This window comes from Photobacterium rosenbergii (assembly GCF_033022775.1).
Lineage (GTDB): Bacteria > Pseudomonadota > Gammaproteobacteria > Enterobacterales > Vibrionaceae > Photobacterium > Photobacterium rosenbergii_A.
The window spans coordinates 683,074-705,556 of sequence record NZ_JAWJZI010000002.1 but is presented as its reverse complement, the minus strand read 5'-3'; the positions used below and the strand labels follow the sequence as shown (position 1 = coordinate 705,556).

Genomic DNA, 22,483 nt, shown 5'->3' with positions numbered 1-22,483 from the left:
GGGGCGCGATGAGTCTACTCGATTCAGTAGGAGAAACACTGGGTGGGATTTGGGATACCGCCAGCGATGGTGGCGAAGCCTGGTTAAATTCTTGGTTTGATAACGAGGCTGAAAAAGTAGCCTCGGCAGCACCGGAAGAAAACCGCACGCCACAGCACAAGGAGCCAGCCCAGCAACCCACTGGGCAGCCGATTTACACCTCGGGAGTCAGTAACACGGCCTTAATGTTGATGGGTGGCGGCGTTGCAGCACTGGCTTTGGTCTTGCTGCTAAGGGGGAAATGATGCCGTTTCTATTTTGGCCGCTACTGACGGGCACCATCGGCTATATCTCCGGGTTATTTACCGGGGAAAAAGTCGGGCGCACCGTGTGCATCTTGGCGGCGGTGATCATGGGGCTGTGGCTCTATGACATTGTGATGGGGAAGAAAGCATGATGAATATTCCCGGTCTAACCAATTCCGGCAGCATGCCGATTAATGCGGGGGCGGGGCCGAGCTCGGTAGGCGGCAATGAAGAAATCAATTTCCGTGGCGGTTCGGTGTCCTTTGACTCAAGTAGCTTGCCTGCTTGGGCAATGGCGGCGGTCGCTGTTGGCTTGCTGTGGTTTGTGCTGAGGGGGAAGTAATGCAGTTTTGTTTTATTAGCCCTGAGCATCCCGACTATTTACATCATGTTCGCCGCTTGGGGGCGGCGTTTGATGAAGCCGAGAGTCCCGAGCAGGAATATCGAGAAATGAAAGAGCAGCTGGAAGGCGGCACAATTCCGATGGTTGCCGCCATGCTTATCGGCCTGTTCGATACGGTTCGCCGTGAAAAAGGTTAGGGGGCTAAGATGGATGTTTACCAAACGGTCATTGTCGCAGCAGCAACAGGCTTTTTTTCAGCATTTGGTACAGGTGTGGCACTGAAAACTGATATAGTGTGGATAAAGAAAACCCTTGAATTACATGAAAGTAGAATCAATAAGGTTGAAGAAAGGGCTAAATCCTAGTGACTAGGCAGTGCAAAAAAGATGAATGACATAGCAGTAAGAAAAGACCTATTCAAAGTATATGAAAAAATGTACTTTAATGAACAAGAAACAAAGGAAAAATTAGCTAACAGGGTGCAAGTAACCTTAGCTATGATTTTTGTTGGTCTTAGTGCGTCTACTTATATGATAAGGATGCTTGACTATACGTCAGATTTGCTACTTATTGTTTGTTTTTCACTCTTCTTTTTTTTGTCTATCACCATATTATCATTTGCCATATATCACTTAGTAAGAGCATTCTGGGGCAACACTTTTGCTGAGCCGCCAACACCAGAGCAAACAGAGAATTACCTAATCGATCTAGAAAAATTCAATGCTGATTGCATTGAGTTTTATGGAGAAGAAGGGGCAAAAGAGCATTTGGAGGATGTTGAGCAAGAGGTGTTCTATTATTTGTACGATGAGTATAAAAAGTGCGCATCTCATAATATCGCTATTAATGAAGAAAGAAGCCAAAGAATTCATAAAGCAATAAGGTATATACTATTTTCCTTAGCACCATTTTCTATTTCAGCATTGATATATATTGCAGCAGACTTGGATGTTTCTTCACCACGTAAAGAAACATTGATTGAAAATAAGTCGTTAAATGCACAGCTAACAAATATCAATTATGGTTTATCTTTGGTATTAAAGAGCCAAGATTTATCGAACTCTATTGCAGTTCTTGAGAATAGTTTAAGTGAGCTAAAGAATGAGTATGATGCACTGAATGAGAAGTTAAAAGGAGTCGAGCTCATGAGTGATAATAAGCCAAAGGTAGCACCAGTAAAACCGGAAAGGCCACCAACAAGGTATGTCAAAGAAAACCATGAACCTGGTAAAACAAAGGAAAATAAATGAGCCAGAAACCTCAGAAGCAAGAACCCCAGCGACCTCAACGCCCGAGGACACGTTACGTAAGGAACAATGAGGATCCAAATAAACAACAACGTGGATAAACAAAGCCCGCAAATGCGGGCTTTTTCATAGAAATTAAGGCATTAGAATGCCTAGATTAGTTCAGCGGAACAGAGCCCCACATATAGGCTTCTTTGTCATCGTTATAGATGAAACCTGCTAAGTATTTGGTGCTGTCCACGGTTACATTAAACGCCATACCTCCATAACTTCCATCAAAGCCAGAGTCAGAACACCCCGAAGCATCAACATCGACCGTATGATAGAACGACACTTTACTGATCAACTTGCCTGATAGAGTGCAATCAGCGTTGATTGTTAGGTTCGCAGCGCTATCCAGTGACCAAGATTCGCCAGTCATAGGATCAGTAAATGTACCCACAAGGCTATCCAGCGATTCAAGTTTATCGGTTTGTCGTTCGAACGAGTAAACAAACGGTTCGCCGTTGATTGTTGTTGAAACTGTAGCAATATCAGCTTCGTAGTAAATGCTGACGATTTGACTGGGTTCGTGAAAGTAGAAACCATCAGCAATAGCGGCAACACCAGTTAATCTCAGCTCATTGGCAAGCGTATAGATATTGTCGAAGTACAAAATGGCCGTGCCATCTGAGATAAGTACTTTTCCTGCATTAGCTTTATCAACCAGCATGACAGCTTCACCAGATTGAAATAGGCCATCAAATTTTGTACTTGATTCTGTACCTGCAGTATTTGCTTCACCAGAAGAACCAGAACCGCCGCCGCAAGCCGTGATTAAGACAGTAAGCAACATTACAAGTATTTTTTTCATCGGATCATCCTTGAACGTGTAATTGAGGTTCCAAGTATGCAAATGATGCACAGCTTGGAAACGAAATAACTTATGAGTTTAGAGTCAGTTAACGGATTAAACCGTAAAGGCTAGGGAGCTTACTTCTTAGCTGCGTGCTTGGTTTGAATACTCCGGTACTTTTTCTTTTTGTCTTTGCTGACAGTTTCGTGCATTGGTTGTTTGAGCCTTCGGCCGCCACGAAATGGCAGCTGGGTAACCACGTTGGAACGGGCGGGCACATAATCCAATTCATAGAGCCGCTTTAACGCATGGTACTCATCAAAACGAAGTGCCCAAGAGTCGAGTTCTTTGGGGCTGAATTGGCGACCCTCGGGAGTAATGATGATGCAGCGATCATCATCAACCCGAAAACCACGCCAGCGGGTATCATCGGGCAGATAGCCACGGGCTCGGATTATCAGGAGTTTTTCGGCCATGGGGTTAACGTCGATTTGGCCGGATAACCAACGCTTGACGGTAATGGGACGGACGTGAAACCACGCAGAAGCGTCAGCGATGTTGTCGAAATGGCGCCAGAACAGCTTGACGAAGGATTCATGCAGCATGATGTGCCTCGCAAAATTATCGTTTATTGAAAGTTCTTTTCGATTAATCAAACGCGGTTTAATAGGCAGCACCGATAAACGTAGCCAACAACAAAATATCGGACTTAACCAAACGTTTGCAGGCACAAGACGCTAAGTGATTGTGTGAGAGATAAAAAGGTGCGCGTTTAGATATAACTAACTGTTTCCAAGACATTTTAACGCTCCAAATTGATAGGTTTCCAAGCTGACCCAAACCAGGCTTGTGTTTGTTAAAATTAAACCCTTTTTGTCAATCCTAAGTTGAAATGTCACCTTTCTCTGCAAAGTAGAAATGTCACTTTGTGGCTTGCTTGTGGGCAATTGTCTGTGTTTGACAAATGGAGTATTTAAGAGTTCTCAATTCATAGTACCTACTTTTGATTACTCTTATGACAAAAAATATTTACAGTTATTAGGAGTGTTTATCAACTACCAGTAGAGGCTGAATAATGGCAATTGATCTAAGCGATATCGATAAAGATAAATTATTAGAATTCGTTACACAGGCTAAGAATCACAACGATAGCTGTGAGATAATTCTCGAACTGCATGGAAGAAGTTTGCGCGCAAGAGTTTCTCCAGAAAAATGGAACAAAACAACACCTGATAGGATGTCTGAGGAGTTGTTTGCTCAATGTTTATGCATTGACGTAGGCAACCAAAGGTTTACAACTGCTTGGCTGGATATCGACCAAGAAAATGTCGTCAATCTATTGATTGACGACTTGCAGAAAAGCATATCCCAAGTGCTTTAGCATCTAATCTAATGCTGGATTGCGACCAATAGCACGTAATTGCGCCCGACGCTTCGGCATACTTTTACTTCTGGAGCGTTGGTCTGCGCGATCCATTTCATCCTGTTTTTTCTGAGCAAATGACAAGACTGCACCAAGCCGCTTGTTCTCTACAATTTGGCCTTGATCCACTTCGGCCAGCTTATCAAATATTCTGCATTCTAGTGCTCGTTCGCCATACATGACAGCAATGCGACCATCAGGGTAATCCAGAATTTTCACTGCTTCTCCAGCTAAACGACTGTTCTCTTCGGTTGGCTCAACCAAATAGAGTACCTTGTCATATTGGAAGGTCAGCGACTTTGACAGCACCCGCGTATCATGCCAAGCAAATGTGTCATCCATATCAAACACATCGCCTACAAATGGACGATGCATGTTCTTTGGAAATCGTGCAGGCTTAGCAAATCGTCGGTTAAAGTCATCAATGAAGCAGGGGAGCCAAGTGTTGGCCTGTTCAATCGTATTGACGTATTCAAGTCGCATGGCTTTTATCAGTCTGTCTTGGAGTGTTTGGTTGGCGCGTTCAACACGGCCTTTAGCCTGGCTAGAGTTGGCGCAAATTAGCTCAATATTCAGATCTTGCAACGCACGCCCATATTGGGTTATTCGGTTGGTGTGAGCATCACGCTTACTGACATGGAATATAGAGTGTCGGTCACTGTAGAAAGCCAATGGTCGACCATGCTTCTCGATGTATTCACGAGTAGCAGCAAGATAATCAAATGTGGATTCTGTATCACCGAAGCGCAAGTGCATCAGTCGTCCAGTAGCATCATCAATAAAGACCAACAAGCAGCACTTTGGGCTGCGACCTTCAAACCAATCATGATGGGAGCCATCAATTTGGATCAGTTCACCAAGGCAATCTCGACGCTGACGGGGCTGATAGACTCGAGGTTTACGCTGGGCATGAGGAATCCAAAGGCCACAACTTATCATCCAGCGACGCACAGTCTCTCTAGAAACGTCGACACCATGATCTTCGTGAAGTTTTTCAGTAGCCAACGTGGGGCCAAAGTCGGCATAATATTGCTGAATAAGGTTAAGTACGTAGAGTTTAAACTTATCAGGACAGCGATTATTACTGGGCTTACCGCGACGCTTTGAAACCAAACCCTCAATACCTGATTGTCGAAATTGGTTCATCAGTCGCTGTACTTGGCGCTCAGTTAACGATAGAAGGGTCGCAGCGTCTTTACGCCGAAGGCGTCGTTCACAGACATCGCGGATCACATCTGCTCGATCAATTTCTTTGTCACTCATAGTTATCAACATCCTGAGTATTCCTTGGCTGCTGCTCAGTCAAAAAAGACTAGCTCAAGGAGACATCTGAACTTTGCTTAAAAGTGACATTACAACTTTGCCTCTACACAATCAGTGCGCATTATGGGAGCGTTATGTTAAATATAGGAAATATCATTCTTGTTAATTAACTCGAAACATCAATGTGTTAAGGAAATTATTATTCTATCAGTTGCGTAACGATGGATTGAATAAATAAGCGCTATGGCTAGTAAGTTGACCGAAAACTACATTTTCCGAAAGTTTGTCTGTGGACTGAGTAAAGAAAGGGTAGCTGAACTATGTTTCAAATCTGTGAGAACCGTCACACGCTGGGATTCAGGTCATAAGATACCACCGGAGTGTAGACGCCTGATGAAGCTTTATTCATGTAGAGATCTTGCAGCGATAAACGACGATTGGAGAGGGTGGCAAATCAAGCATGGAGAGTTGGTAACGCCAAACGGATGGACGTTAACGCCAGATAGAATAGTTACGGGTAGTGCGCTTTTACAAATCAGCGCTGAGAACGATAGAGAGATGAAGGCCACCATCATCAAAACAGCAAGGATGCTTAATCGACTTCCTTCAAGATAATTGTTTACCAAGAACCTAACAAAGCCCCGATTAAGGGGCTTGTTCATTTGGAAGCCTAGAGACCGTACCGTGCTGTAGGGCATGACGACCCCTTAAACTTTCACCCCGTATTACTAGACGGGGTAGGATACCACTATTAACTATGAGTCATTCATAACTGAAATTACATCGATTATCCTAGATTCAAGAGTTTTTGCTAATTCCTTTGCCTCAGCAGCTTTTCTCATTAAATCTTTTCTAACAGTCGCATCAACACTGGTTCGGTTTTTATCTGCAATGTGAAAACACAAATTATAATACTTTTCTAAATCTTCAAAAATAGACCGCTCATAATAAAACTTTGCATTTCTAGAAGGATAATAAAACTTACTTACAGAAGAAATATCTGCCGTATCTGAATATTGCGCCATATGCATCTTTAACTCAAGAAATGAATCATAAATGTCTTTTTGATGCTTATGAAGACTTAATGCATTAGCTCGTTTTGCCTCTGACCAAGCCCAACGAGAATATAGAGAAGCCAATCCAGCCACAACTAAAGATATAATAGATGCTGCATCTGAGATATCCATAAAACCTCACAGTATTTAATGTTGTTTATACATGTAAACTGCAATCAAAAAAACATTTTAAACAACTCTCATTATTTGTTTGTTAAACAAATGAGCATCCCCAGTAATTATATCTCTCAAAACAGCTTCTGCCATTAACTTCGATTTAATAATACTATTAGAACTCAAAGTATGCGTGTCGTATGTAAACTGTAATCCTTTGATTTTTAAGGGAGGTAGTTTTGTTTTTGGCCATACCAAATAGCCATCAGAAATATCAAATTTATGCTTTAAAGACTTACTGTTTTCTGGCTTCCTAGGCAACCTGCATTCAAAGTCATAAAATGTTCCTATCACAGAGTAATCAGAGCTTATAACTTTAATTTCATCATTCATACCCTCGATATTTATAGGGTCGCCTTCTCTTATCTCTGTATTGTCAAGTATCCAATCAATGTCAAGAAGTGGAGTAACAGAAGAATTAGAAATACACAAAGCATGAATATTAAGATTAAATGTATCAATACCTCTGTTAGCTTCTATATCTTCCAATGTAGGTTGCTCAACAACTTTTAAAGAAATTCCTTTGTGCTCCGCATACTTAATAGCTCCGGATTGATAACCTATTGTTGTAACAAAAACACCATGAACGTTACCAATATCTTCAATAACACCATAAAAATCACGGATTCTACCAACTGAAACAGCCGATTTCCCAAAGTCTTTGCATTCGACAGCTACTTTATGGGTTACGCCAGCCACTTTAAACTCCCAGTAAACATCAATTTGGTGTAACTGGCCTGATTTGCCCATAATATTTATGTCATGCTCAACCTTCACATTCTCATAGCCGTCTTGCTCTAAGATTTCGTTATAAATAGCTTTAACAAACAACTCAAACTCTGTGCCTTTTTTAGCCATTCCATTACCTTTTTCTAATCTAACTGAATAATTTAGTTCCTAGAATATCCATTACGTTAAATAGCCGATTTATCGTTCTAAAACAGAGCGTTCAAGCCTCTAACGTCATAATGTTGTCAATACTACACCTAATTGCATGCAAAACCATACCTTCATGACGTGAAAATTAGTTACACAATCAGATAGATTTCACATTACTGAAAAGTGGTCTGGGTTAGGGGGCATATCAGAAGCGAAAAGGCCAAAAAACTAAGAAAAGCCTCAAGAACTGTCACTTGATTAAAAACAGCATTAGCAAAACGAACAGAAGAATCTCGATTCCTCCGAAGATTAGAAGACCTGTCACTAAATCCATATACAACCACCTTGCAAAGAGACTGATGCAATCATTACGGTAAGAGCTATGTTTTGCCACTAGTGGTTGCCAATACTGTTAGAGCGGTGTCTCCGACAATCATGTTCATTGCTTGCTGAGAGTCATTAGCCACCCATTTAATCAGGCTTAGCAGGAAGGGGGGCTATGTTGGATAATTCATGTATTCGAACCTGATTAATCAGGGAGGTAATATCAGCTTCATCGAACTGGCCTAGCATGCCTTCGGCATCAAAAGCTAATGAAAGCTTCTATGGCACTTCTTTTTCCTACGTAGCTGATTGATGGCGCGAACTATTTTTCGATACTCCTTTTGTTTAGTCTTGCTCACATGTTGATATTTGGTTTCTATATCAGTGATTACGCCTTGAAGACCAGAACAAGGTAAATATTCAAACTTGTTTTTATAATAATTGACTGATGCTGCCTCAGCAGACAAGGACAAAAAGACTAATGATATTATCAATATACGCATAGTTACCTCCTATGCGTACTATGCTCATTTTTGTTTTGGATGACATGTGCAGTTCAGCTATTTGCGTAATGACTCCAGAGGCTTAGTGTTACCTTTCACTTTGCTTGCTAAGTTAGGCGAGCCAATTCAAATATTGGCTAGGTTTTGAAAAGCGTCACTGGTGACGGTGCATAGAAACATACCTTCCCGAACCGACATCACGCAATATGTTTAATGTAAGGTTGTCATGCTCTGTCATCATTTGAACGGCTTGCTTTACATCTGACTCACGGTCAGCTGGGACCCATAAAGTTACCTTTTTTAGACCTTTATCTTTTTGACGTTGTTCGTATTCACTGTTTCTACTCATATGTAGCGCCTATACATTAATTAGATTTTGAATTGACCATCATCAATCAAACCACCAAGCGGCGATGGGTCTGGTTCCGTTATCACATAGCTCTCATCTTGCTGGGTTTCCTGATGGGTGTTAGTCGGGTTACACATCAGCACTTGTTGCTGTTTGCCATATTCAACCAGCACAAAGCAGGGGTCTATCACTTGGAACTCAAAGCCCATCGGTTTGAGGTGTGTGCTGTGAACATATCCGCGTTGGCCGTCACGGGAGACTTGTTCAAACACAATCGTAGTAATTGCTTTCTTGTAATCGGTCAGTTCGACATGTACACCCGACACATAAAGCTTGGTAATGTCATACGGCCATTGAGGTAAAGGGCTGTCTACAGGAGGATGGTCGAGAACCTGAGCACTAGCCGCAGCATTATTGAAACGAGCGCGAATATCATTAACCGGAACATCAGCCATTTGATGAGCGGCTTCAACTTGCTGGCTAGGTAGTGTATCGGCTTGAGTAGCTGGCGAACCATCAGGAACGGACGGGTTTGCAGTAGCTTGGTTATCCGATACCACATCATCAGTATTATCACGTGTAGCGATTTCATAGACAGATTTCCCAAAGAAGAATATGCAGACAATTAACGTGAGCAGGAACAAAAGAAATTTGGGCTGGCGCATGATGGAAGTGCCAGCCCCCGATTTTGTTATCTGGCCTGTCACGGTGGATGAATACATCAAGTGGACGGCAACAGGTACTTTGATTGTTTTGGTCGAGTCGTCCTTGCTTGGTTTGGTGGCGGCTGAGCGTGGGTCATGCTCCCAAAGCCGAGGGCGGCGCTTGAACAGGGCAAAGCTGTCTTTTGACCTGTGGTGTATGGCGAGTTCTGACACGCCTTTAATCTCAGAAGGAATTTGCTTGATATCCGGCGTACAGAGGGTGATATCCCAGTTGTATTTTCGATGGCGCATGAAAGCCATATTGAAATTTTTGGGTAGCAGTACGTTGCCCTGGTAATCAATCACTGATTCCCCAGTATCATCAAACGGCACAGATTCAGGTTTGAAGTCATTGAGTTGGGCTTGGTAGAAATCCACATAGCCTTTGGGTAGCAACTCGCGAAAGGCACCAATACCTTGGTAGACATTACGCGCCATGTCGAAGCCTACCGTTTTGTTGTAGATATCCTGCGCTTCGTCAATCAATATCATGGCACCAACCGGACACCAGTTGTACCAGTTTTGCCAAAGCTTAATGCCGTTCTCACTCATTGACGAGATACGAATGATACGGGCAGAGACAGGAAAGCGCTCCCCAAGTCGTTGCTCTATGGTTTTGATATCTTGCATACCTTCGACGTTGGTAACAACGACACGGCCAGAACGCAAAGCCGGTAGTAAATCAAACCAAACAGCACAGGCACTTTTGTATGAACCCGCAGCACCATGCCTAATAATCGTTGCCATGATTAAGCCCCCATAAAATCAAGTACGAAACGGGTAGTCATAGCTTCGATAATCCGCATGATGCCAGCACCAACACCATAGGCACCAATCGCACCTCGGATATCAGGGTCCAACGATGAAAAGGCCGCGTCTATGAATTGATAAACACTCAAGTCAGTTAATAATTCTTGCGCAACCGTGTAGGCAAACTTCATGGTTTCAAGCTGCATTACCAGTTTCAGTTTTATGGCGTATTTTATGTAATAGGCATATATACGCTCGATAAAGTTAGGCGTGTATTTAAAGAAGTCATCAACCCTTGCTGCTATATCAATAAAGAACTGAAACATACTAGAGCTAGTTTGTTCATTGGCAAAAACGGGTAGGGTAACAAGACTAATAAGCGCGATTAAAATCCATTTCATCATTTCCTCCTGACAAGAATAATGGCAAATGCCACCAATGACGCGAGAGCAATAACGGCTGTTTTTATTACGTTGGCATTTTCAATCCAAACATCATTGGAAATAGTGAAGGATTTACCCGCCTTGGTTATTGTTTCTGCTATTCGTGGAACATTACCAGATTCATTAATATTGACTTTACCAAGCTCGGATTTGAATTTATCAAGCTGTTCTTTTATATCGTTGCGTAGGCCATCAATATCACTGTCAATAGCATTAATATCTTCATCATCCAGAATGCCCTTGAATGGGTCTGGCCGTTCTGATGGTGCTGTACCATTGAGCGAAGTACAGATTAACAAGTTTGCATTTTCAGGCTTGCTACAATCCGTACCGCCATTTCCTTCATCTGGGTCTAAATCAGAACCGCCACCACCTGAAGGATTGTCTTTGATGGCCTGAACAATATCTCCCGTGCCTTGTCCTATTTGGTCGCCAATACCATCTAGTTGAGCCATTAGTTCAACCATTTTATTATCTAATATGTCATTGCCAGACTGGTTAAGGTCACGTATTTGAGCAAGTAAAGTATTTGATTGACTGGTGTTGTCAGCAATTATTTTTGTATTTTTAACAGTAGAGTTAGTGTTACGTTCAACGCCAAAAGATGTTTTATTGTGGTCTCTTACAGCTTGCTTGACCCCATGAATAGCTGAAATTACTTCATTCAAATTAAGGCAGCTTCCATCTACCGCAGGGTCACAATCAAGGCATATGTCACCTTGTGCTGGGTCGCAATCTGGCCGCGTATCACATAGCCACGGGGTTGTTGGTGTAGGGCAATCTTCCCAGCCATCACAGAGCGATGGATACTCTTCACAAAACGAACCAAAAGGGCCATCTGAACCGTTTTCACCGTCGTCGGGTCCGCTACCATCAGGCAATCCATTATCAACATCACCGCCGCCGCCACCAGTACCACCGCCATCACCAGTACCACCGCCATCACCAGTACCGCCGCCATCACCAGTACCGCCGCCGCCACCAGTACCACCACCGCCACCAGTACCACCACCGTCACCAGTACCACCACCGTCACCAGTACCACCGCCGTCACCAGTACCACCGCCGTCACCAGTACCACCGCCGTCACCAGTACCATCGCCATCACCGTCACCGTCACCGTCACCGTCACCAGGGCTTGTATCTTGTGGAGAATATTGGCATTGAAAAATTGGGCCAGACTCAGAACATGATGCACTAAAATGCATGTCATGGCCTTCTGGGATACCGGCTATGCACTTTTGTTCTTGATAGTACTTGTCGGTTTCATATTCATCAGAGCTACAATAGTTTTCAGGTAAAGCTGGACATGAATTATCAAGATAACAGGTATTATCATCTTCTGATGGCTCTTTGATATATGAATAGGATGCGCGATAGTAACATGTATAAGTTTTAACTAATTCTCCGTTAATTTTTTCATCACGTACATTTGCTTTCATTATCTCTATATAGTTCACTTTTACAGGAATAGTTATAGAGCGCAGATGACCTTGTAAATAACTGCTAGCCTGTGAGCAAGATTCTGCGTAAGTAATATCTGGTATTCTACCTCCAGAGAAAGCTTTTATATTTGCAGATACATTAAACGAAATGAAGAAAATCAAAGTAACCAAATATCGCATACTTTATTTATCCTCACTAAGTGATATTAAAAAACTAAGTAAGCAGGCCATACAGCAACAACTCAACAGTAAATAACTTAATAAAAAGGGCAGCCTAAGCCACCCTTTAATTAATGGGATTGCACCCCAGAAACAAAGCCGTAAATCAAGGCCATGGAGTAGGCAACCCCGAGCAATATTTCTGGGGGCATACTTCCCATTAACGGTTAAGCCATTTCAGGAACATACCCACACCAAAGCCAATAACAGCCAAACCGACAACAGCAGTAATTACCGCAGTCTGGTTGGCACTGGCTTCGGTACTGGCCGAGGTGATTTCAGAGGTGTAATCGCCAGCCTGAACAGCGACAGAGGTAGCAGCCGTTCCCGCAACAACAGCAAGACGAGAACCATATTTTTTAGCAGTAGATAGGTATTTCATAACAATTTTCCTTTTGTAGATACACAAGCAGTAAGTAATTAGGCTTTACCCAACCAGCGAACTAATCGGCCAGCAGCGTGACCGGAGAAAAAGCTCAGCAGAATAAGGCCCGAGACTTCGATAAATAATTCGTTATCGAAATTCTGATACATGGCTACATCGTCGGGTTGCAAAAGCACATATCCCGCACATTGGGCAATGGGTGTATCTGTTATTTGTCCATCTGATAAGCAGCGCATGATTATTCTTTAGTGCCGTTTTGAGCTTTGCGCTCAGCTTTCGCGCAGTCGCTCAAAACGGTATTTAATTATTTAAGGTATGGAAGTATGTATTGGTCATAAATCCATATCGGTAATTCTTTGCCAGCTTGTGCCTGATAGGTGTAGTACCGGACAAACACACATTGGTCTTTGACGGGTAGATAAGCATCAGGCTCAAAATGTGGCATGTTGGCTAGTCCTTAAAATCCACAACAACATTGCGGGTCGGGTTCTGTGGGTCAGGCTCCAAGACCAATTGAAGCTGGGTCGGATAGGAGAGTCCGGCGAACTGGGCGTATAAATTCTGGTTAAACGCCATCGGGATTTGCTTTTCCTGCATACCGCAGCGTTGAATGTTGTGGTCATCATTTTGGAAAGATTCAGCTGATGCCAAGTACATCACGTTTGCCATTTGGTAAGGTTTGGGTGAACCAGACTTTTTAGAGACGCCGCTGCCTAATACAGCACCCGTTACCATTACGTTTAAAGTTGTCATTGTCTTATTTCCCTGTATGTCATTACGCTAGTGAATAAATGTCATGGCTATCCGGCTCGATGAACTTCATACATCGGAGCCGAATGTCTTTTGATTGTGCCGAGTCCTGATAGACAGGCTGATTGAGTCGGTCTGGGATTTCGTGAGTTTCAAGGTGGTTAGTCAGCAAGCGGACAATCTGCGAATCATCCATATCGAGACATTGGCGCATGAAGTTAACCAGCTTGCCGCATTGGGTTGCACCGTTACGAACCGCGTTATCTACGCTGGTAAACCATTTGCGCTTGTGCGTTGCAATGCTGCATTGTTCTTCTTTGCTGACAAAGCCAAGGGCAGGGTAAGCGCCTGCAAGATACTTGTCGGGTTGTAGCAAGACATCAAAAGGCAGTACACGGTCTTTTGCGCGGAGTTCTAGTTCCCAACGCACCCAGTTCTGATGCTCGGACTTAAGCTGTTTGCCTTTTTCGTACACACGAAGCAGCTTGCCAGCGTCACGCGTACCGACATAAAACGATTTTCCTTTGTCAGCCACGAACCCAAAACGCTTCTTGATAGTTTCTTCTTTGCCCGAGGTTTTCTGATAGCTACAGAGTTGGGACATATGGCCAGACTCGATATAGCAATATGAAGCAGGACGGCCGCGAGTTACAAACTGGCCGTGCTCAGCCATTTTGCGCGCAGTCTGGATATTGTATTTGCCGTCGAGCGAATCAAAGGCGATATCCACACGGGTAATTTTTGCACCTGGCAATTCGTGTAATGCCTGATGGATTGCGTTTAAATCCAATACCGCAGTACCCGTACCAGAGAACGACACATAGCAACCGTGGTTTTTTGCGCCCCAAGCACACAGGCCAGCTTGTTGGCCGTTGACAAGAATGTTGGCGGAATGCGAATAGCCAGAGAAACCGCCGGAACGCAGGGAGAAGGACCAGTCATTGCCGAACAAACCAAGACCGTGATTAAGACGGTTGATGAAGCGGTCAACTTCACCACGGCACAAACAATCCAAAGTGTTCAGGCCGAAGTGGTCGAGCATGTCACGTTTGATTTCATGGAATTTGCGCGAGTCAGCGCCGATAGCAAAATCAGTATCACGGAGTTTGGCGCGGATAGCGGCCTTGTAATCAATGGCGGCAGTATCCAACGCGTCACGAGTTACGCGGTCACCATATTCATTAAATTCAAAGCCACGGATAGCCTTGATGGAAGCGCCCATTTTAGCGAGGTCGAAAATCTGGCTCAGTTCCTCGGGTGTCCACGAGAACGACAGGTAATCAATAATCGCAGCCATTGTCGAAAACCCCCGAGTCATAAAGTGATTGCCAGTTGTCCGCCGTGACCAAATGAAGCTCATAGCCGGCGGGGTAAAATTCTTGTCCGATTTGGTGCAGCTCAGCCAACGAGCGGAAGTACTCAGGTTCGCCATCAATGAAGGCAAAGCCAGTTCCGTCGTCGTTGATTTCGTAATAGAGCTGCGAAGACATTTATTTAGCGCCTCAGTCACAAGATACGGTGACTATAGACACACAAATTGGTGACCGCAAGACACACATTCTGGTGACTTTAAGGCTAAAATGGCATAAAGAGCGGAGGGCTTATGTATCAAAACCAATTAATTGATGCCTACAAAACGGCTAAAAACTACATCCAAGACAAGCAAGTTGCGCACGATTTGGGGATTCCGAAGCAACGAATCTCTGAATATAGAAATGGAAAGCGCCATATGTCTGATACACAAGCGATTTTCTTAGCTGAAAGTGCAAATATAGATCCTCACGAAGCATTAATCTTTCTGGCAGCGGACAAAGCCAAGGATGTTAAAGCGCAAAAATTATGGTCGGACATAACGGCAAAGTTAAGTAACCAAGGATTTAGGGGCTTAGTCCTTGGTTTGACAGGATTTTTGGCCCTAACCCCAACCATCAATCTGTCAATCCTAAGTTGAAATGTCACCTTTCTCTGCAAAGTAGAAATGTCACTTTGTGGCTTGCTTGTGGGCAATTGTCTGTGTTTGACAAATGGAGTATTTAAGAGTTCTCAATTCATAGTACCTACTTTTGATTACTCTTATGACAAAAAATATTTACAGTTATTAGGAGTGTTTATCAACTACCAGTAGAGGCTGAATAATGGCAATTGATCTAAGCGATATCGATAAAGATAAATTATTAGAATTCGTTACACAGGCTAAGAATCACAACGATAGCTGTGAGATAATTCTCGAACTGCATGGAAGAAGTTTGCGCGCAAGAGTTTCTCCAGAAAAATGGAACAAAACAACACCTGATAGGATGTCTGAGGAGTTGTTTGCTCAATGTTTATGCATTGACGTAGGCAACCAAAGGTTTACAACTGCTTGGCTGGATATCGACCAAGAAAATGTCGTCAATCTATTGATTGACGACTTGCAGAAAAGCATATCCCAAGTGCTTTAGCATCTAATCTAATGCTGGATTGCGACCAATAGCACGTAATTGCGCCCGACGCTTCGGCATACTTTTACTTCTGGAGCGTTGGTCTGCGCGATCCATTTCATCCTGTTTTTTCTGAGCAAATGACAAGACTGCACCAAGCCGCTTGTTCTCTACAATTTGGCCTTGATCCACTTCGGCCAGCTTATCAAATATTCTGCATTCTAGTGCTCGTTCGCCATACATGACAGCAATGCGACCATCAGGGTAATCCAGAATTTTCACTGCTTCTCCAGCTAAACGACTGTTCTCTTCGGTTGGCTCAACCAAATAGAGTACCTTGTCATATTGGAAGGTCAGCGACTTTGACAGCACCCGCGTATCATGCCAAGCAAATGTGTCATCCATATCAAACACATCGCCTACAAATGGACGATGCATGTTCTTTGGAAATCGTGCAGGCTTAGCAAATCGTCGGTTAAAGTCATCAATGAAGCAGGGGAGCCAAGTGTTGGCCTGTTCAATCGTATTGACGTATTCAAGTCGCATGGCTTTTATCAGTCTGTCTTGGAGTGTTTGGTTGGCGCGTTCAACACGGCCTTTAGCCTGGCTAGAGTTGGCGCAAATTAGCTCAATATTCAGATCTTGCAACGCACGCCCATATTGGGTTATTCGGTTGGTGTGAGCATCACGCTTACTGACATGGAATATAGAGTGTCGGTCACTGTAGAAAGCCAATGGTCGACCATGCTTCTCGATGTATTCACGAGTAGCAGCAAGATAATCAAATGTGGATTCTGTATCACCGAAGCGCAAGTGCATCAGTCGTCCAGTAGCATCATCAATAAAGACCAACAAGCAGCACTTTGGGCTGCGACCTTCAAACCAATCATGATGGGAGCCATCAATTTGGATCAGTTCACCAAGGCAATCTCGACGCTGACGGGGCTGATAGACTCGAGGTTTACGCTGGGCATGAGGAATCCAAAGGCCACAACTTATCATCCAGCGACGCACAGTCTCTCTAGAAACGTCGACACCATGATCTTCGTGAAGTTTTTCAGTAGCCAACGTGGGGCCAAAGTCGGCATAATATTGCTGAATAAGGTTAAGTACGTAGAGTTTAAACTTATCAGGACAGCGATTATTACTGGGCTTACCGCGACGCTTTGAAACCAAACCCTCAATACCTGATTGTCGAAATTGGTTCATCAGTCGCTGTACTTGGCGCTCAGTTAACGATAGAAGGGTCGCAGCGTCTTTACGCCGAAGGCGTCGTTCACAGACATCGCGGATCACATCTGCTCGATCAATTTCTTTGTCACTCATAGTTATCAACATCCTGAGTATTCCTTGGCTGCTGCTCAGTCAAAAAAGACTAGCTCAAGGAGACATCTGAACTTTGCTTAAAAGTGACATTACAACTTTGCCTCTACACAATCAGTGCGCATTATGTACCTTATGTTAAATACCATATCCATAAACCCATGTTTTATCGGGTATAGCTATCTATCACTTTCCCCTCCTTTTCTTCCAATGATGCTCCCTTTCAAAGTACTGTACAATTTAACAGTATTGGTTATTTACCATAAAATAGGTAATTAACACCTATTTTTAAGTACTGCTGCAAATGGTCAGTTTGCCTGGTACTTCAAAACATGGTGTTAATTACTAGGCTTGATTTCCAAGCCTAAAGAAAAACCGCCGAGTTTTTAAAGCTCGGCGGTTTCAGTTCGTTCTTGTTTGCTACTGTTTGTTGGCTATCAACATTTGATATTTCGCGAGAATCTTATCGAGCTCATCTGCAATGATCGGTTTGGCGATGAAGTCATCCATGCCAGCTTCATAGTAAGCTTGCTGATCTGATTTCATCACATTGGCGGTCAATGCGATGATTGGAACCTCTTGGCCATTCTCTCGTAAAGTCTTCGTAGCGCTAATTCCATCCATGATTGGCATCGAGATATCCATGAGAATAATATCGAGTTCGCTAAATCTGCTCTCATCAATATCCAACACTTCCTGGCCGTTGTTGGCAATTTTTACCTTATGCCCACGTTTCTCTAGCATCAGTTTTGCTACTAACTGGTTTGTTGGACTATCTTCCGCTACTAGAATGTTTAGCTTTGGTAAATGCTCAACATCGACAACTGGCACTTCAGTCTCTTGATCGGCAATTTCAATGCTATCCAATGGCAAAATCACGGTAAAGCAGCTGCCAACATCCAATTGGCTTTCCAATTGAATCTCACCTTGCATCTTAGTGATCAAATGCTGGCTTATCGCTAGCCCCAAACCGGTACCACCATATTTACGCGTAATACTGCCGTCTGCCTGCTTGAACGGTTTGAATAGTTGTTTCTGTGCTTCTGGTGAAATGCCGATGCCGGTATCACGAATTTTCAAATACAGTTTGTTTTCCGTGCGGCTTACATCAACAGATACTGAACCGTCATTGGTAAATTTGATGGCATTACCTACAAGATTAAACAGCACCTGAGAAATTCGGTTTTTATCACCAATGATCTGTTCTGGAACATCACTTTGGATGCAGCTGCTCAGCTGAATCCCTTTCTTTTTCGCTTGCTCATCCAACTGCGTAACGACGAGATCTATACAGTCTGATAAGCAGATCTGGCTATTGAACAGCTCAAAACTGGTTGATTCAATACGCGACAAATCAAGAATATCGTTAATGATAGTCAGCAATAATTGTGCTGACTGGTCCATTTGATTGATCCAGCCTTGCTGTTTGTTATCGAGCCCAGAGTCGCCAAGCATGTCAAGCAAGCCGAGCACAGCGTTAAGTGGCGTGCGAATTTCATGGCTCATCATGGCAAGAAATTCAGACTTTGCCTTGTTGGCATCTTCTGCCTGTCGTCTTGCCTTCTTTATCTCTTCAATCTGGCGCTTTCTGCTGGTGATATCTTTGGCTGTACCACGATACCCAAGCAGGTGCCCTTGCTTGTTGAAATACGGAGTGCCACTTAGGCTGATCCAAAGTCCACCTTCATCCTCGGGCAGCTGCCACTCAAGATCTTCAAAAGCGATCTGCTTTTCAAAGATGGTCTTCAGTTTTTGTCGATATTCGTCAGCCTCACCAAAAATATCGAGGATACAGTTACTATCCACGGTATGGTTGGTTAGGTTCGGTGAGGAAATGTAAGTAAAGCGGTAATCGGTATCGACTTCCCAGAACCAATCGCCGACTGTTTTTGCGAAGTCTTTGAAGCGTTGCTGGCTATGTGTAAGCTCTTGAGTTCGTGCTGTTACTAACGATTGAAGACGTTCACGGTAGTCGATATCGATAATTGCGCGCTCAAGCAGTGGTCTGAATCGTTCCAGTACCCTGCGACAATTTGGCGTGAATTGCCCTTTATCTGAATGGAAAAATAGCAATAATGCATCGCCAGAGCTCACCTTTACCCCTGTTAATAAAACAGATTGGCAAAACGCCTCCATTTCTGGTGAGAGTTCTTGAAATTCAAATACCTGGCTTGGATCATAAAGCGCAATGCTGTCTCCGTTCATCGAACGGATAAATGTATTGCCTATCGGCCAAATACTGGACTCAAAAAAACGGCACGTTGTTACTAGTTCCTGCAAAGGCGCTGTTTCATCTTCTCTGGTGAGAACCAAAGCGTGCTCAAAGCCGATATACTTCCGCAATACAGAAAGTAAGCTGTTGAATACTTGGCGCTTATTGTTCGCGCCAGCCATTGCGGCAATACCGGCGAGAATCGCAGTATTTTCATCGCGTAATTGCTTTTCACGCTCTCTTGTCCGCAGTAAATCAAGCAATGTCTCTTGTAGTTTTTCAGATTCATAATTAACCATTGCTTAATCCTTATGAAACAAAACAGCTGAAATCATTAAATTACCATGGGCATTCTCACCACCCACAAACTGCCCCTGCTCTCCAAACGTAAAGGGACCAACAAAAGGAGCAGTTTGCATGGCGCTTTTAACATACTGTGCCACTTCTTCCATTCGGTGCTGCACTCTGAGCATACAGCCTGCACAATATATAGTGATCCCACCAATTGGGTTGAGGTGAGATTCGTTGGCATAAAGATTTGTTGCCGCATTAACCACCCGGCCGGCCCGGGTAATCAAGCGTTCCTCTGTACCTTGCATGAAGTAAAGGGTCTCTCCTACTTCGACTTTGGCAAACAAGGTAATACCACCACGCTCTGTGGTTTTTAGTGGATGTGCCAATTTAAAATACGGTAGGTCATGCACGACCCCTGCAACACGGCCTAACGGGTTTAAGCTGCTGTTGCTAATGATATTTTCAGCATCTTTCAACGACTGATTCATCCAGCTTTGATAAACTTCTATTGCTGGTTTTCCATCAAGTTCAATCAGCTCCCTACCCTCGACTTTTGTCGCTTTTGCCGATAATCCAGTGCTGGCATAACCCGAATGAAAGGAATAGCTGATGTGGCAAGATGGGTAAATGACACTGATACCAACGCCTTCTTGAGTATGCTGTTCTTTGGTGAAAATCTTCCAGTTCCCTTGGATATTATCATCTGCAGCACTGCCACCAATGATCGGTACTGACGTGCAGAGTTCGTCTTCTATTCCCTTAATGACTTCTTCTTCATACCCTGGGCTTGCATGCAATACAATTAACGCAGGTAATTCACCGGAACGCCCACTGTTGGCGATCGCCTTTAATAAGGCTTGCCGCGCCATGTCATATTTTGAATTGTTGGTCGCGACAATTGCAGTGCCGTATGCGCCGTGAAAATCTGATATAGCCCATAGTGCGACACCTAAACCATGGTGATAACCACCTTCTGTCATCACACCTTGGCAGGATGTACACCCTAGAACTTGTGCATTTGGAAATGCGACAGCTAATGCATCTTGAAAAGTGACAACGTCATATTTTTCTGAAAAGTAAACAAGGATCAGTTTAGGGTTAGCAAGCTTTGCTTGTAGTTGAGTGATGGCTTCTTGAATAGCATCGGATGCTGTTGCCTGTGAAGAAAAGCTTGTAGCGATATCCATGGGGAATTTTTCTATAGATTAATTTGAATTGTTACTTATACGTTTTTGAGCTCAAGATAACGCTTTGGCATGCAAATTCTGTATTTGACTTAGGGAAACAACAAAATGGAATTGCGGCCTCTTGAAACTGCTTAATGGTATTCTTACATGCATCAGATCGAGTGTCTGCTTTTTTATTGTAATTAATTAAAGTTCTGGACGTAATGACCGCTAATGATAGATATATCCCTATCTGTTTTGATGATATTTGGGGATAAGATCTCAAGTTGTACGGATGATGAGGGAACGATGGAAAACAAAGTAGTACTGGTCACTGGCGGGGCAAATGGGATAGGTAAAGGAATAGCCCACTACCTGTCAAAAGGTATGTTAGTTATTGCAGCCGATATTGATGAAAATGCCGGGTTTGAACTGGTCTCAGAGAACCCGTTAGTTCGCTTCAAGCAGCTTGATGTGACTAATGAACAACAGATTATCTCGCTAATCGAAGAGATAAAGTATCAGCATGGAAGATTGGACGCAGTTATTAATAACGCTGCGATCGCTGATCCGTATAACGCCCCGCTGCATGAGCTAGATATTTACGACTGGAATAAAGCGCTGGCTGTTAATTTAACTGCCCCTATGTTGATGGCAAAACATACGTTGCCATTACTTAAAGAGACAAATGGGTGCATTGTAAATATTGCTTCTACCCGCTACTTACAGTCCGAAAAAAATACTGAAGCATACAGTGCCAGTAAAGGCGGTATCGTTTCTTTAACACATGCCTTAGCGAGTAGTTTAGGTCCCGAGGTGCGGGTAAATTGTATTTCTCCAGGCTGGATCCACACCTCTGATGAGGTACTACGTGAGGTAGATCATCTGCAACACCCTGTTGGCCGAGTCGGAAATGTCGATGATATTGCCTCTATGGTCGGGTATTTAATTTCAAAAGAGGCGGGATTTATCACGGGTCAGAATTTCGTGATAGACGGTGGTATGACAAAAAAAATGATTTACAGTGAGTAACCCACTTAGAAACTAGGTTTATTCTAGTTAACAAATCACTTAGTAATTTGAGAAAATTATAGGGTTTAGCGGCGTAAACCCTATAATTTATATTGTACGTATGTAAATTGCTTATTCTGCTTGTTTTTTCACCTGAAAAGTTGCAATTATCTTTTTATCACCCTGCTCGATATTTACTGCCCACTCCATTTCATCGTGCATGCACTCAGGGACAGTAAAGCGTCCTAGCCAACCTTCTGATGTTTCTTCAAAAGTAACAGGAATGGTTCCCATATACATGCTGACCCCTTCTACAGAGGCCTCCGGTTTAACATCTCTGTTATCAATTTGTATCGTTAACTCTTGGTTTGCTTTCGCAGGATACGGCGTTAAGAAGATATTTAACAGTTTACCGCTTTCATTTGAAAGGCATTTTTCTGCTGATAATTGGCATGTTGTTGCAGTATTATTTTCAGCTTGTTCATTCTTATAGGTGACTGTTCTCCATACAAATGCTGTGATCAATACAGCCAAAAGAAAAAGAATTTGGATTAATCTGCCTTTGGTGAGCTTTTCTGCAGCCATGATTTTACGTGCTTCCCATGTTACAGAGGTCAAAGTTTTCACATAAATGTTGCTTAACCGTAAACATTGTGTGGGCTTGACCCTGTCAATTATTAGT

At 43.3% G+C, this 22,483-nt stretch carries 30 protein-coding genes; 11 read left to right on the top strand and 19 right to left on the bottom strand.

The window, feature by feature from the left end:
* The first annotated feature begins 8 nt into the window (after window positions 1-8).
* Genes R2X38_RS07410 through R2X38_RS07385 form a run of 6 tightly spaced genes read left to right on the top strand, consistent with a single transcriptional unit; the run spans window position 9 to window position 1,877 of the window.
* Window positions 9-284 carry a hypothetical protein gene (locus R2X38_RS07410; protein ID WP_317521566.1) on the top strand — a complete coding sequence of 92 codons (276 nt, stop codon included), beginning with the start codon at window positions 9-11 and terminating at the stop codon, window positions 282-284.
* A complete protein-coding gene (locus R2X38_RS07405) occupies window positions 284-436 on the top strand; it encodes a hypothetical protein (RefSeq protein WP_317521565.1) in 153 nt (50 codons plus the stop codon). Before R2X38_RS07410 ends, R2X38_RS07405 begins: the two co-directional genes overlap by 1 nt.
* Window positions 433-627, top strand: coding sequence for a hypothetical protein (locus R2X38_RS07400; protein WP_317521564.1), 195 nt, complete (start codon window positions 433-435; stop codon window positions 625-627). Before R2X38_RS07405 ends, R2X38_RS07400 begins: the two co-directional genes overlap by 4 nt.
* A complete protein-coding gene (locus R2X38_RS07395; RefSeq protein ID WP_317521562.1) occupies window positions 627-824 on the top strand; it encodes a hypothetical protein in 198 nt (65 codons plus the stop codon). The genes R2X38_RS07400 and R2X38_RS07395 overlap by 1 nt, the downstream gene beginning before the upstream one ends.
* A gap of 9 nt (window positions 825-833) precedes the next feature.
* Window positions 834-992 carry a hypothetical protein gene (locus tag R2X38_RS07390; protein WP_317521561.1) on the top strand — a complete coding sequence of 53 codons (159 nt, stop codon included), beginning with the start codon at window positions 834-836 and terminating at the stop codon, window positions 990-992.
* Between the two features lie 21 nt (window positions 993-1,013).
* Entirely contained in the window at window positions 1,014-1,877 is an 864-nt protein-coding gene (locus R2X38_RS07385) for a hypothetical protein (RefSeq protein ID WP_317521560.1), read from the top strand.
* Window positions 1,878-2,031: 154 nt separating this feature from the next.
* On the opposite strand, the gene R2X38_RS07380 is transcribed toward R2X38_RS07385, so the two are convergent.
* Together R2X38_RS07380 and R2X38_RS07375 are read right to left on the bottom strand one after the other, a co-directional pair.
* A complete protein-coding gene (locus tag R2X38_RS07380; protein WP_317521559.1) occupies window positions 2,032-2,727 on the bottom strand; it encodes a hypothetical protein in 696 nt (231 codons plus the stop codon).
* Between the two features lie 119 nt (window positions 2,728-2,846).
* Window positions 2,847-3,314: a phage protein gene (locus R2X38_RS07375; protein ID WP_317521558.1), complete on the bottom strand. Its 468-nt coding sequence runs from the start codon at window positions 3,312-3,314 to the stop codon at window positions 2,847-2,849.
* 470 nt (window positions 3,315-3,784) lie between these two features.
* Between R2X38_RS07375 and R2X38_RS07370 the strand changes: the two genes are divergently transcribed.
* Window positions 3,785-4,090, top strand: a complete 306-nt coding sequence (locus tag R2X38_RS07370; RefSeq protein WP_317521536.1) for a hypothetical protein — start codon at window positions 3,785-3,787, stop codon at window positions 4,088-4,090.
* 3 nt (window positions 4,091-4,093) lie between these two features.
* Here R2X38_RS07370 and R2X38_RS07365 read toward each other — a convergent pair whose 3' ends face one another.
* Complete coding sequence (locus R2X38_RS07365; RefSeq protein ID WP_317521698.1) at window positions 4,094-5,395, bottom strand: ISNCY family transposase; 1,302 nt, start codon at window positions 5,393-5,395, stop codon at window positions 4,094-4,096.
* Between the two features lie 243 nt (window positions 5,396-5,638).
* On the opposite strand from R2X38_RS07365, the gene R2X38_RS07360 reads away from it, so the two are divergent.
* Window positions 5,639-6,010, top strand: a complete 372-nt coding sequence (locus tag R2X38_RS07360; protein WP_317521557.1) for a DUF3653 domain-containing protein — start codon at window positions 5,639-5,641, stop codon at window positions 6,008-6,010.
* A 140-nt stretch (window positions 6,011-6,150) separates the two neighbouring features.
* On the opposite strand, the gene R2X38_RS07355 is transcribed toward R2X38_RS07360, so the two are convergent.
* The 12 genes from R2X38_RS07355 to R2X38_RS07300 form a co-directional block, all read right to left on the bottom strand.
* Entirely contained in the window at window positions 6,151-6,582 is a 432-nt protein-coding gene (locus R2X38_RS07355; RefSeq protein WP_317521556.1) for a hypothetical protein, read from the bottom strand.
* A gap of 57 nt (window positions 6,583-6,639) precedes the next feature.
* Complete coding sequence (locus R2X38_RS07350; protein WP_317521555.1) at window positions 6,640-7,482, bottom strand: restriction endonuclease; 843 nt, start codon at window positions 7,480-7,482, stop codon at window positions 6,640-6,642.
* A 1,002-nt stretch (window positions 7,483-8,484) separates the two neighbouring features.
* Window positions 8,485-8,679: a hypothetical protein gene (locus R2X38_RS07345; RefSeq protein ID WP_317521553.1), complete on the bottom strand. Its 195-nt coding sequence runs from the start codon at window positions 8,677-8,679 to the stop codon at window positions 8,485-8,487.
* Window positions 8,680-8,699: 20 nt separating this feature from the next.
* Entirely contained in the window at window positions 8,700-10,130 is a 1,431-nt protein-coding gene (locus R2X38_RS07340) for a zonular occludens toxin domain-containing protein (protein ID WP_317521552.1), read from the bottom strand.
* A 2-nt stretch (window positions 10,131-10,132) separates the two neighbouring features.
* Entirely contained in the window at window positions 10,133-10,534 is a 402-nt protein-coding gene (locus R2X38_RS07335) for a DUF2523 family protein (protein ID WP_317521551.1), read from the bottom strand.
* Window positions 10,534-11,244: a hypothetical protein gene (locus R2X38_RS07330; protein WP_317521550.1), complete on the bottom strand. Its 711-nt coding sequence runs from the start codon at window positions 11,242-11,244 to the stop codon at window positions 10,534-10,536. The genes R2X38_RS07335 and R2X38_RS07330 overlap by 1 nt, the downstream gene beginning before the upstream one ends.
* Before the next feature lie 17 nt (window positions 11,245-11,261).
* Window positions 11,262-11,789 (bottom strand): hypothetical protein, encoded by a 528-nt coding sequence (locus R2X38_RS07325; RefSeq protein WP_317521548.1) that lies wholly within the window; start codon window positions 11,787-11,789, stop codon window positions 11,262-11,264.
* A gap of 611 nt (window positions 11,790-12,400) precedes the next feature.
* A complete protein-coding gene (locus R2X38_RS07320) occupies window positions 12,401-12,622 on the bottom strand; it encodes a hypothetical protein (protein ID WP_317521546.1) in 222 nt (73 codons plus the stop codon).
* A 38-nt stretch (window positions 12,623-12,660) separates the two neighbouring features.
* Entirely contained in the window at window positions 12,661-12,861 is a 201-nt protein-coding gene (locus R2X38_RS07315) for a hypothetical protein (protein WP_317521544.1), read from the bottom strand.
* Between the two features lie 214 nt (window positions 12,862-13,075).
* Window positions 13,076-13,378: a hypothetical protein gene (locus R2X38_RS07310; protein ID WP_317521542.1), complete on the bottom strand. Its 303-nt coding sequence runs from the start codon at window positions 13,376-13,378 to the stop codon at window positions 13,076-13,078.
* 22 nt (window positions 13,379-13,400) lie between these two features.
* Window positions 13,401-14,672, bottom strand: a complete 1,272-nt coding sequence (locus R2X38_RS07305) for a replication initiation factor domain-containing protein (protein ID WP_317521540.1) — start codon at window positions 14,670-14,672, stop codon at window positions 13,401-13,403.
* On the bottom strand, window positions 14,656-14,865 hold the full coding sequence (locus tag R2X38_RS07300) for a hypothetical protein (RefSeq protein ID WP_039461206.1): 210 nt from the start codon (window positions 14,863-14,865) through the stop codon (window positions 14,656-14,658). Before R2X38_RS07300 ends, R2X38_RS07305 begins: the two co-directional genes overlap by 17 nt.
* Window positions 14,866-14,978: 113 nt before the next feature.
* Here R2X38_RS07300 and R2X38_RS07295 point away from each other — a divergent pair, with 113 nt between their 5' ends.
* A complete protein-coding gene (locus tag R2X38_RS07295) occupies window positions 14,979-15,326 on the top strand; it encodes a DUF3693 domain-containing protein (protein ID WP_317521537.1) in 348 nt (115 codons plus the stop codon).
* A gap of 184 nt (window positions 15,327-15,510) precedes the next feature.
* On the top strand, window positions 15,511-15,816 hold the full coding sequence (locus R2X38_RS07290; RefSeq protein ID WP_317521536.1) for a hypothetical protein: 306 nt from the start codon (window positions 15,511-15,513) through the stop codon (window positions 15,814-15,816).
* A 3-nt stretch (window positions 15,817-15,819) separates the two neighbouring features.
* On the opposite strand, the gene R2X38_RS07285 is transcribed toward R2X38_RS07290, so the two are convergent.
* The 3 genes from R2X38_RS07285 to R2X38_RS07275 form a co-directional block, all read right to left on the bottom strand.
* A complete protein-coding gene (locus R2X38_RS07285) occupies window positions 15,820-17,121 on the bottom strand; it encodes an ISNCY family transposase (protein WP_317521698.1) in 1,302 nt (433 codons plus the stop codon).
* Between the two features lie 417 nt (window positions 17,122-17,538).
* Window positions 17,539-19,629 carry an ATP-binding protein gene (locus tag R2X38_RS07280; RefSeq protein ID WP_317521534.1) on the bottom strand — a complete coding sequence of 697 codons (2,091 nt, stop codon included), beginning with the start codon at window positions 19,627-19,629 and terminating at the stop codon, window positions 17,539-17,541.
* A gap of 3 nt (window positions 19,630-19,632) precedes the next feature.
* The gene (locus R2X38_RS07275; RefSeq protein WP_317521532.1) at window positions 19,633-20,811 is read right to left on the bottom strand and encodes an FIST signal transduction protein; all 1,179 of its coding nucleotides are present in this window, start codon (window positions 20,809-20,811) and stop codon (window positions 19,633-19,635) included.
* Between the two features lie 288 nt (window positions 20,812-21,099).
* On the opposite strand from R2X38_RS07275, the gene R2X38_RS07270 reads away from it, so the two are divergent.
* Window positions 21,100-21,822, top strand: a complete 723-nt coding sequence (locus R2X38_RS07270) for an SDR family oxidoreductase (RefSeq protein WP_317521530.1) — start codon at window positions 21,100-21,102, stop codon at window positions 21,820-21,822.
* A 111-nt stretch (window positions 21,823-21,933) separates the two neighbouring features.
* Here R2X38_RS07270 and R2X38_RS07265 read toward each other — a convergent pair whose 3' ends face one another.
* On the bottom strand, window positions 21,934-22,428 hold the full coding sequence (locus R2X38_RS07265) for a hypothetical protein (protein ID WP_317521528.1): 495 nt from the start codon (window positions 22,426-22,428) through the stop codon (window positions 21,934-21,936).
* Window positions 22,429-22,483: the final 55 nt, after the last annotated feature.

Coding starts and splice junctions, on each gene's coding strand:
- R2X38_RS07370 (WP_317521536.1), top strand. CDS start 3,785: ATGGCAATTGATCTAAGCGATATCGATAAAGATAAATTATTAGAATTC.
- R2X38_RS07350 (WP_317521555.1), bottom strand. CDS start 7,482: ATGGCTAAAAAAGGCACAGAGTTTGAGTTGTTTGTTAAAGCTATTTAT.
- R2X38_RS07410 (WP_317521566.1), top strand. CDS start 9: ATGAGTCTACTCGATTCAGTAGGAGAAACACTGGGTGGGATTTGGGAT.
- R2X38_RS07360 (WP_317521557.1), top strand. CDS start 5,639: ATGGCTAGTAAGTTGACCGAAAACTACATTTTCCGAAAGTTTGTCTGT.
- R2X38_RS07275 (WP_317521532.1), bottom strand. CDS start 20,811: ATGGATATCGCTACAAGCTTTTCTTCACAGGCAACAGCATCCGATGCT.
- R2X38_RS07345 (WP_317521553.1), bottom strand. CDS start 8,679: ATGAGTAGAAACAGTGAATACGAACAACGTCAAAAAGATAAAGGTCTA.
- R2X38_RS07315 (WP_317521544.1), bottom strand. CDS start 12,861: ATGCGCTGCTTATCAGATGGACAAATAACAGATACACCCATTGCCCAA.
- R2X38_RS07295 (WP_317521537.1), top strand. CDS start 14,979: ATGTATCAAAACCAATTAATTGATGCCTACAAAACGGCTAAAAACTAC.
- R2X38_RS07310 (WP_317521542.1), bottom strand. CDS start 13,378: ATGACAACTTTAAACGTAATGGTAACGGGTGCTGTATTAGGCAGCGGC.
- R2X38_RS07385 (WP_317521560.1), top strand. CDS start 1,014: ATGAATGACATAGCAGTAAGAAAAGACCTATTCAAAGTATATGAAAAA.
- R2X38_RS07380 (WP_317521559.1), bottom strand. CDS start 2,727: ATGAAAAAAATACTTGTAATGTTGCTTACTGTCTTAATCACGGCTTGC.
- R2X38_RS07285 (WP_317521698.1), bottom strand. CDS start 17,121: ATGAGTGACAAAGAAATTGATCGAGCAGATGTGATCCGCGATGTCTGT.
- R2X38_RS07335 (WP_317521551.1), bottom strand. CDS start 10,534: ATGAAATGGATTTTAATCGCGCTTATTAGTCTTGTTACCCTACCCGTT.
- R2X38_RS07395 (WP_317521562.1), top strand. CDS start 627: ATGCAGTTTTGTTTTATTAGCCCTGAGCATCCCGACTATTTACATCAT.
- R2X38_RS07375 (WP_317521558.1), bottom strand. CDS start 3,314: ATGCTGCATGAATCCTTCGTCAAGCTGTTCTGGCGCCATTTCGACAAC.
- R2X38_RS07390 (WP_317521561.1), top strand. CDS start 834: ATGGATGTTTACCAAACGGTCATTGTCGCAGCAGCAACAGGCTTTTTT.
- R2X38_RS07325 (WP_317521548.1), bottom strand. CDS start 11,789: ATGACATGCATTTTAGTGCATCATGTTCTGAGTCTGGCCCAATTTTTC.
- R2X38_RS07290 (WP_317521536.1), top strand. CDS start 15,511: ATGGCAATTGATCTAAGCGATATCGATAAAGATAAATTATTAGAATTC.
- R2X38_RS07365 (WP_317521698.1), bottom strand. CDS start 5,395: ATGAGTGACAAAGAAATTGATCGAGCAGATGTGATCCGCGATGTCTGT.
- R2X38_RS07320 (WP_317521546.1), bottom strand. CDS start 12,622: ATGAAATACCTATCTACTGCTAAAAAATATGGTTCTCGTCTTGCTGTT.
- R2X38_RS07270 (WP_317521530.1), top strand. CDS start 21,100: ATGGAAAACAAAGTAGTACTGGTCACTGGCGGGGCAAATGGGATAGGT.
- R2X38_RS07280 (WP_317521534.1), bottom strand. CDS start 19,629: ATGGTTAATTATGAATCTGAAAAACTACAAGAGACATTGCTTGATTTA.
- R2X38_RS07340 (WP_317521552.1), bottom strand. CDS start 10,130: ATGGCAACGATTATTAGGCATGGTGCTGCGGGTTCATACAAAAGTGCC.
- R2X38_RS07305 (WP_317521540.1), bottom strand. CDS start 14,672: ATGGCTGCGATTATTGATTACCTGTCGTTCTCGTGGACACCCGAGGAA.
- R2X38_RS07355 (WP_317521556.1), bottom strand. CDS start 6,582: ATGGATATCTCAGATGCAGCATCTATTATATCTTTAGTTGTGGCTGGA.
- R2X38_RS07300 (WP_039461206.1), bottom strand. CDS start 14,865: ATGTCTTCGCAGCTCTATTACGAAATCAACGACGACGGAACTGGCTTT.
- R2X38_RS07400 (WP_317521564.1), top strand. CDS start 433: ATGATGAATATTCCCGGTCTAACCAATTCCGGCAGCATGCCGATTAAT.
- R2X38_RS07405 (WP_317521565.1), top strand. CDS start 284: ATGCCGTTTCTATTTTGGCCGCTACTGACGGGCACCATCGGCTATATC.